Origin of the sequence: Sporosarcina quadrami (assembly GCF_014836615.1) — a bacterium.
GTDB classification, from domain to species: Bacteria; Bacillota; Bacilli; order Bacillales_A; family Planococcaceae; genus Sporosarcina; species Sporosarcina quadrami.
In genome coordinates this window covers 21,464-28,490 of sequence record NZ_JACSQN010000028.1, presented here as the reverse complement: position 1 = coordinate 28,490, position 7,027 = coordinate 21,464, and the positions used below count along the sequence as shown (strand labels likewise).

5 protein-coding genes are annotated in these 7,027 nt (G+C 43.7%); 3 read left to right on the top strand and 2 right to left on the bottom strand.

All coding sequences use genetic code 11. The features are described 5' to 3' along the window. Positions 1–198 precede the first annotated feature (198 nt). Together H9649_RS17290 and H9649_RS17285 are read left to right on the top strand one after the other, a co-directional pair. Positions 199–2,241, top strand: coding sequence for a catalase (locus H9649_RS17290; RefSeq protein ID WP_191696152.1), 2,043 nt, complete (start codon positions 199–201; stop codon positions 2,239–2,241). A gap of 67 nt (positions 2,242–2,308) precedes the next feature. Further along, positions 2,309–3,109, top strand: coding sequence for an HAD family hydrolase (locus tag H9649_RS17285; protein ID WP_191696151.1), 801 nt, complete (start codon positions 2,309–2,311; stop codon positions 3,107–3,109). 198 nt (positions 3,110–3,307) lie between these two features. Here H9649_RS17285 and serA read toward each other — a convergent pair whose 3' ends face one another. Continuing rightward, positions 3,308–4,894, bottom strand: a complete 1,587-nt coding sequence (gene serA, locus H9649_RS17280; protein WP_191696150.1) for a phosphoglycerate dehydrogenase — start codon at positions 4,892–4,894, stop codon at positions 3,308–3,310. Then, the gene (locus H9649_RS17275) at positions 4,891–6,051 is read right to left on the bottom strand and encodes a pyridoxal-phosphate-dependent aminotransferase family protein (RefSeq protein ID WP_191696149.1); all 1,161 of its coding nucleotides are present in this window, start codon (positions 6,049–6,051) and stop codon (positions 4,891–4,893) included. Before H9649_RS17275 ends, serA begins: the two co-directional genes overlap by 4 nt. A gap of 434 nt (positions 6,052–6,485) precedes the next feature. On the opposite strand from H9649_RS17275, the gene H9649_RS17270 reads away from it, so the two are divergent. Beyond that, on the top strand, positions 6,486–6,986 hold the full coding sequence (locus H9649_RS17270) for a DUF3231 family protein (protein ID WP_191696148.1): 501 nt from the start codon (positions 6,486–6,488) through the stop codon (positions 6,984–6,986). Positions 6,987–7,027 lie beyond the last annotated feature (41 nt).

The window sequence follows — 7,027 nt, the reverse complement described above, 5'->3', positions numbered from 1 at the left end:
TTGACACCCCGCATCATACCAAGAGGGCTTTTTCTGTTCAAGTCCCCGAAAAAGCTTCTAACAGGAATGCTCCTTATGTAGGGATTTTATTTAATTATAACTAAAGGTTTAAATCGAGCAACTTGAGCCATGTACCCATTGCCCACCGTGCGCATATAGTATGGAGGATGACTTAATGAACATACGGAAGGGGATTGAATGAACGGTTCGGAAAATGAGAAAATTGAGCAGTTGCAACCATATATTGTAGATGATACAGGCACTAAATTAACAACCAATCAAGGTCTGAAAATAGCGGATGATGAAAACTCTCTTAAAGCAGGTGTCCGCGGGCCGACATTACTAGAGGATTTCCACTTGCGAGAAAAAATCACTCATTTTGACCATGAACGTATTCCAGAGCGCGTCGTTCATGCGAGAGGGTATGCGGCTCATGGAGAATTTGAATTATATCATTCCATGAAAGAATTTACGAAGGCAGGATTTTTGCAGGAACCAGGAACAAAAACCCCAATATTCATACGTTTCTCTACAGTGGCAGGGAGCAAAGGGTCTGCTGAAACAGTTCGAGATGTCCGTGGATTTGCGATAAAGTTCTATACGCAAGAAGGAAATTTTGATTTGGTAGGGAATAATATTCCTGTCTTCTTTATTCAAGATGCCATCAAGTTTCCTGATTTTGTGCATGCCGTCAAACCTGAACCGCATAATGAAATGCCTCAAGCTTCATCTGCGCATGATACATTATGGGATTTTGTCGCCAATAATCAGGAAACGGCGCATATGATAATGTGGCTCATGTCCGATCGGGCGATTCCTCGAAGCTTCCGGATGATGGACGGATTTGGTGTGCATACTTTCCGATTTGTGAATGAAGAAGGAATAGCGAAGTTCATTAAATTCCATTACAAACCTCGATTAGGTGCCCATTCACTCATTTGGGATGAAGCACAAATGATCGCTGGCCATGATCCTGACTTCCACAGGCGGGATTTATGGGAAAACATAGAACATGGAAATATTGTGGAATATGACCTTGGTGTTCAAATGATTGATGAAAAAGACGAGTTCATGTTTGATTTTGATATATTGGATGCCACAAAATTATGGCCAGAAGAACAAGTCCCAATCCGTTTCTTCGGTAAAATTACATTGAATCGTAATGTGGATAACGTATTTGCAGAAACGGAGCAAGTCGCTTTTCACCCTGGTAATGTAGTACCGGGTATCGATTTTACAAATGATCCACTGCTGCAAGGTAGGCTGTTTTCGTACTTGGATACACAACTGTTGCGGCTTGGGGGTCCAAACTTTACAGAAATACCGATCAACCGTCCAGTATGCCCATTTCATAATAATCAGCGAGATGGCTTTAGCAGACAACGCATCAACAAAGGGCAAGTCAGCTATCATAAAAATAGTCTCGCAAACAATACACCTTCTACTTCTACATGGAAAGAAGGCGGGTATGTCCACTATGCTGAAAAAGTTGAGGGGCGTGTCATCCAGGCTAGAAGCGAATCATTTAAAGATCATTTTTCGCAAGCCCGTCTGTTCTGGAACAGCATGTCACCTGTAGAAAAGCGGCATATTAGGAACGCATTCAAATTTGAAGTCGGGAAAGTGAAATCTGAAAGTGTCAGACAGCAAGTGGTTGATATGTTCGTTAATGTCGATAAAGCACTCGCAAAAGAGCTTGCTTACGCGGTTGGTGTTAAACAACCTACTGGAGAACAAGTAGATGTATCTGCATCATCCCCGGCGTTAAGTCTTGAAAACACGCCGAAATATCCGTACACGTTGAAAGTCGGTGTGTTAATAGGAGAAGGATTCAGCGGCAAAGAAGTGAAAGATGTAGTAAAATCTTTGTTGAAAGAGGGCGTGTCAGTAGACATTGTCGGTCAGCATCTCGGAAGTCTAAAAGACTCCGACGGGGTGAAAGTTGTAGTCAATCAGACACTTGTTACAACAAATGCCGCATTATTCGATTCGCTCTATATCGTTGGCGGAAAAGCAGGGAATCAGAAACAGTTTGACAGTAATATGATTGAATTCATCAATACAGCATACCAACAGTATAAACCAATCGGTGTAGCTTCCACCGGGATGGATATCTTTAGCAGATCGGATGCGAAACCAGGAGCAGGAATTTTATTTGGAACGAATCCGAATTTTTCGGAGGACTTTGTTAAGGCGATTGCACAACAGCGATTTTGGGATCGCGATGTATATGTGACGTGAACAATTCCGCTCCAGGCGTTTTTGGAGCGGTTTTTGTGTATAATCGAGCAAAGGGGAGTGGTAAGAAGTGATTCGCACACTTATTTTCGACTTGGACGATACACTATTATGGGATAAGAAGAGCATTGCGACAGCGTTTGACCGAACGTGCCAGTACGCTGCTGAGGAACATGGTGTAGACGCATCGAATTTAGAAGAAGCTGTACGTGAAGAGGCTAGAAAACTGTATGCATCATATGATACATATGAATTTACAAAGCAAATCGGCATTAACCCATTTGAAGGATTGTGGGGGACATTCGACGATCCAGGTGAATCATTCCAGCGAATGAAAGGAATTATTCCGCAATACCAGAAGGAAACTTGGACAAACGGTCTACAAAAAGTAGGTGTACAGTCTGCAGAATTTGGTGAAACATTGGCGGCAAAATTCATTGAGGAGAGAAAGAAGTCTCCTTTTGTCTATGAAGAGACATTTTCGGTACTGGACCGATTGAAAGGGAATTACACCCTTGTTTTACTGACCAATGGTTCGCCATCGCTTCAAGGGGTTAAATTGGAAATGACACCGGAAATCGCACCGTTTTTTGATGAGATTGTTATTTCCGGAGCATTTGGAAAAGGGAAGCCTGATCCGTCCATTTTTAAATATGTGTTGGAGAAAGTGGAAACAACTGCAGAGCAGTCACTAATGATCGGTGATAACTTGATGACCGACATTTTGGGCTCTTCACAAGTTGGAATGCGTTCCGTGTGGATTAATCGTGAAAATAAACCGAAGCATGACGAAATCCAAGCGACTTATGAGATCAGTCACTTGGATGGATTATTCCCGATATTGGATAGCTTAGGTCGCAACGAAAAGTAGACGCTCCGTAACGAAAAGTAGACGTGTCGTATCGAAACGTAGACGGCGTATCGAAACGTAACTGCGCCGCAACGAAAAGTACCGGCGTCGTATCGAAACGTAGCTGCGTCGCAACGAAACGTAGACGCGCCGTAACGAAACGTACCCGTATCGCCGTACTAAACAATATACTTATAAAAGTTTATCGTATACTAACATTCAAAGGTCAATAACGCGCACCTCGTAAATATCCGCAAGCCCAGTCAGATCGTCCATCTCTGGCTGGTCGACATGATTATCAATCGTCAACATCATAATCGCATTTCCGCCGACTTCTGATCGCCCGACTTGCATCGTTGCGATATTGATGTTTTTAGCGGCGAGCAATGTACCGACACGTCCAATTGCGCCGGGCTGGTCTTTATGTTTGATGAACAGCAAATGTCCTTCAGGCACGACATCGACAGCGTAGTCATCCACTTTGACGATACGCGGGCCAAGTCCATTGAGTAATGTACCTGAGACGCGATGAACAGAAAGTGCAGTACGCACTTCGACGGACATGAGATTGAGGAATCCTTTATTCGCTGTCGTTTTATGTTCATCCACTTTAATGTCGAAACGTTCAGCGAGAAACTTGGCATTGACGTCATTGACATGATTACCGAGATTCCTTTTCAGAATCCCTTTCACAGTATTTCGTGTCAATGCACGTACGTCATAATCGGCAAGTTCACCGGCATAATGGATGGTGACGCCGATTATCGTTTCGTCGGTTAGACGGGAGAGAAATGTACCAAGCTTTTCGGCCAAATTGAAGAACGGCGCAATCTTTGCGAGTACTTCCTTCGACACCGAAGGGAGATTGACGGGATTTCGCACGGCTTCTCCGTTGAAGAAATTGACGACATCGATACTGACGTCCACTGCGACGCTTTCTTGAGCCTCTATCGTACTTGCGCCTAAATGCGGCGTCGCAATCACTTCAGGCAAGTCGAGCAGCGGGTGGCCGACGAACGGCTCCGTTTCAAAAACATCGAGCGCAGCACCTGCAACTTTGCCGGATACAACCGCATTGTACAGGGCATCCTCGTCTATAATGCCTCCTCTAGCACAGTTGATGATCTGCACGCCATCTTTCATTTTTTTGAATGCTTCTTCATTCAATAAATGACGGGTCTCCTTCAGTAATGGTGTATGGACGGTTATAAAATCCGCCGCTTGTAGCACGTCATCAATTGTGCCAAAGCCGATGCCCATCTTTTTAGCTTTCTCTTCCGTTAAAAACGGATCATAGGCAATGACATTCATCCGCTGGCCTTTTGCGCGAGCAGTCACTTCTGCCCCGATACGACCTAGCCCGATAACGCCGAGCGTCTTATTCTTCAACTCGACACCAATAAATGATTTGCGATCCCAATTGCCACTTTTCAACGAATTGTATGCTTGTGGAATTTTTCTTGCCAGAGCGGTCATCATAGCTATCGTATGTTCCGCGGCGGAATTCGTATTGCCATCAGGTGCATTGACGACGATTATGCCGTATTCAGTAGCGGCATCCAAGTCGATATTATCAACACCTACACCCGCACGGCCAATCATCTTTAATTTTTTTGCTGCTTCGATAACCTCTCGTGTCACTTGTGTCTGGCTACGGACGAGCAAAGCGTCAACATCGGCAATTACTTCAAGTAAAGCTTCCTTCGATAAACCAGTAGCTACTATGATCTCCAGATTGGTAGCTTGCCGTAATGGTTGAATCCCTTCTTCACTGAGTGGATCGCTTATAAGAATTTTGAACGTCATTGTGCACCCTCCTTACTCATGTAAACGTTCTGTGCGGCGGAAACACCTTTTCCTAATTCGATATTCTTTCCGATTTTCAATAAACCGATTTCGATCATAGCGATTGTCTGCAGCATATCTGCAGGAGAGCAATACCCCATATGTCCAATCCTGAAAATTTGCCCAGATAAGTGTCCTTGACCACCTGCCATACTAAGACCAAATTCGCTCTTTACTAATTTTCTGAATGCGTCTGCATCAAAATCATCGGGTTGAACGGAAGTAACTGTTTCTGCCGCGTCTGCATCACTTGTCAGCAATGGGATTTCTAGTGCGCGAAAAGCAGCACGCGTCATCTCCTTCATTAGTGTGTGGCGATCGAACACTTCGGGATAGCCTTCCGTTTCCAATAGCTTCAATGCTTCATCCAAACCTAATAGAAGGGAAATGGCTGGCGTGAAAGGAGTGCTACTTTGCTGCAAATCTTTTCTGTATTTTAACAGGTCCAAATAGAACCCACGGCTAGGATTATCTTCAATACGCCTCCATGCACGTTCACTTGCTGCAATGAAAGCTAGACCAGGAGGTAGCATAAGTGCTTTTTGCGATCCAGTGACCATAATGTCAATTTTCCAGTCATCCATTTTTGTTTCCACAGCTCCAACGCAGGAGACGCCATCCACTATAATGAGAGCCTCACTGACTCCATTGACAGCTTCTGATAAAGAGTCAATTGGATTCATAACGCCAGTCGATGTCTCACAATAGGTTGCAAATACCGCTTGGATAGCAGGATTCTTTTGAAGAAGTGATCTGACTTCTTCAGTCTGAAAAGATTTTCCCCACTCTACATCGAGCCTGTGAGCAGTAACGTTATGCGCTTCGCAAATTTTTGCGAACCTGTCTCCAAAAGATCCAGTCACAATGACAAGCACTTCATCACCAGGCATTACAGTATTGACAACAGCGGCTTCCAATGCGGATGTTCCACTTCCGGTCAAAATAATTACATCTTGTGTTGAACCGAACACTTTTCGTAATCGAGGCTTTATCGATGAAATTAAATCGGAAGCTTCACTGCTCCTGTGCCCCATCATTGGCCGATTCATCGCCTGTTGTACGCTAGGTGGAATGGGTGTAGGTCCTGGAATACGTAAAAATGTCTGCTCTTTTAACATGTCGATCTCCTCCTATATATAAATAAAAAAGCCTTCCGTCCCTTGCAACAAGTGCAAGGGGCGAAAAGCTTTCAAGCTACGCGGTGCCACCCTTTATCGCTGCCAAAAAGACAGCCTTCATTTCATGCGTAACGAGCACAAAGCGGATCCACCTACTCGTATTCAGCGGACCTATTCGGGAGTGCTACTACATGCCGCAACCACTGATTCACACCATTCATCAGCTCTCTGCAGGTTGCCGTGCACATCATTTGTCTCCGTCTTAATAGTTTAGAAAATTTAATTAAGACTTATCATAGCAAATTAAAAAGTATTGTCAATATATTTTATGGATTTGTTCAGAAAATATGTATGTATAAAAAAGCCTGTTCCTCACATCATAAGAACAAATCCATCACTTAGGTGGAAAAGTTCAAGAAAAGAGGGAAAATCAGATGGGTATTTTAAGTGGAAATTCAAAAGACGAACCAATGCATTATGGTGAGGTATTAGGATGTTGGGCATATGTAGGCGCCAATAACGGGTTAATCAGTGGCTACCAGGGATTTTTAAATCAAGCAGGAGATGAAGGCCTCAAAAAGCTGTTGCATGATGCCATTGCAATGATGAAGAAAGAAAATGAACAGCTTGAAACGATATTGAAAGCGAATGGAGTTATACCCCCTCCGTCATTACCTGATCGTCCTGAAGCAAATCCAGAAGATATTCCAGTAGGGGTCCGTTACACAGATCCAGAAATTGCAGGTGCCATTTCCATTAACGTCGGTCAGGCGCTTGTCTCGATAAGCCAAGTAATTGGTCAATGTTTGCGAGAAGACATCGCGATGGACTTTGCTAAATTCCATGCGGAAAAATTAATGTTCGGTATGAAATTGCTGAAAATGAATAAAGAAAAAGGATGGATCATTCCTCCTCCGCTCCATAATCCACGCTGACAAATTAGGAAGCAACCGATTGGAATATATCGGTTGCTTTA